The 1,051-nt window shown below is 35.7% G+C and carries 2 pseudogenes; both read left to right on the top strand.

The annotated features are described in order from the left end of the window. Positions 1–618 (top strand): annotated as a pseudogene (locus E7C97_RS09565) (VirB4-like conjugal transfer ATPase); the annotation flags it as partial. A gap of 11 nt (positions 619–629) precedes the next feature. Beyond that, positions 630–1,051 (top strand): annotated as a pseudogene (locus tag E7C97_RS09560) (CHAP domain-containing protein); the annotation flags it as partial.

Raw genomic sequence — 1,051 nt, 5'->3', positions numbered from 1 at the left:
CAACAACCAGAAGAAGAAGCGCAGAATTTGGCACTTGATATGGAACTGTATGTCGAAGGTTCTCTTGATATTTTTTCTCATAAGACCAATATTCAGACAGGATCTAACTTCTTAATCTATAACGTTAAAAAGTTAGGAGATGAGCTGAAACAAATCGCTCTTATGGTAGTGTTTGATCAGATATGGAATCGTGTTGTTCGGAACCAAAAATTAGGGAAGAAGACCTGGATTTATTTTGATGAAATGCAACTTCTCTTATTAGATAAATATGCCAGTGATTTCTTCTTTAAATTGTGGAGTCGTGTCAGAAAATATGGAGCCAGTCCGACTGGGATAACCCAAAATGTCGAAACCTTATTGTTAGATCCAAATGGTAGACGGATTATTGCAAATAGTGAATTTATGATTCTCCTCAAGCAAGCAAAAAATGACCGAGAAGAATTGGTTCAACTCTTAGGATTGTCAAAAGAACTTGAAAAATACCTAGTCAATCCAGAAAAAGGTGCAGGACTGATAAAAGCTGGTTCCGTTGTAGTTCCCTTTAAAAATAAGATTCCTAAAGGTACTCAATTGTTTGATATCATGAGTACAGATCCTGATAAAATGGCTTCTAATTAAGGGGAAGGTAAATGAAGGATAAAAGAGAAATCATACGTGCCCGAAAGGCATTTAGAAGAAGTCTAAAAGATGAGAAGAAATTCTTGAAAAAAGGAAAGAAGGAGGTGAAGAAACAGAAAAAAGATTCCGCTGTACTGGATGAAAAAGCATGGAAAAAAGAGATAAAAGAAAAGCTAGAGGAGATGAGAGAAGCTTCAAAGGCTAGAGTAAAACAAGCAAATGAAGACTACAATCATATTCTTCAAAATAGTCCTCCATTTCTTTTGAATCGCAAAGAATTAAGAGACAGACGGTTGCCTCATGCTAGGAAACGATTGAAAATAGCCAAGAAGCAATTTAGAGAAGCCAAGGTAGAAGCAAAAGAAGAAAGAAAAGAGAGTCGTAAAGAAAGAAAAACCAATCAAAAATTTCTCTACGGTCAGGAATCGAAACA

This window comes from Streptococcus sp. (assembly GCF_032481935.1).
Taxonomy (GTDB): Bacteria; Bacillota; Bacilli; order Lactobacillales; family Streptococcaceae; genus Streptococcus.
Note: the sequence above shows the minus strand (reverse complement) of the source record. Positions and strands in the feature narration are given on the sequence as shown.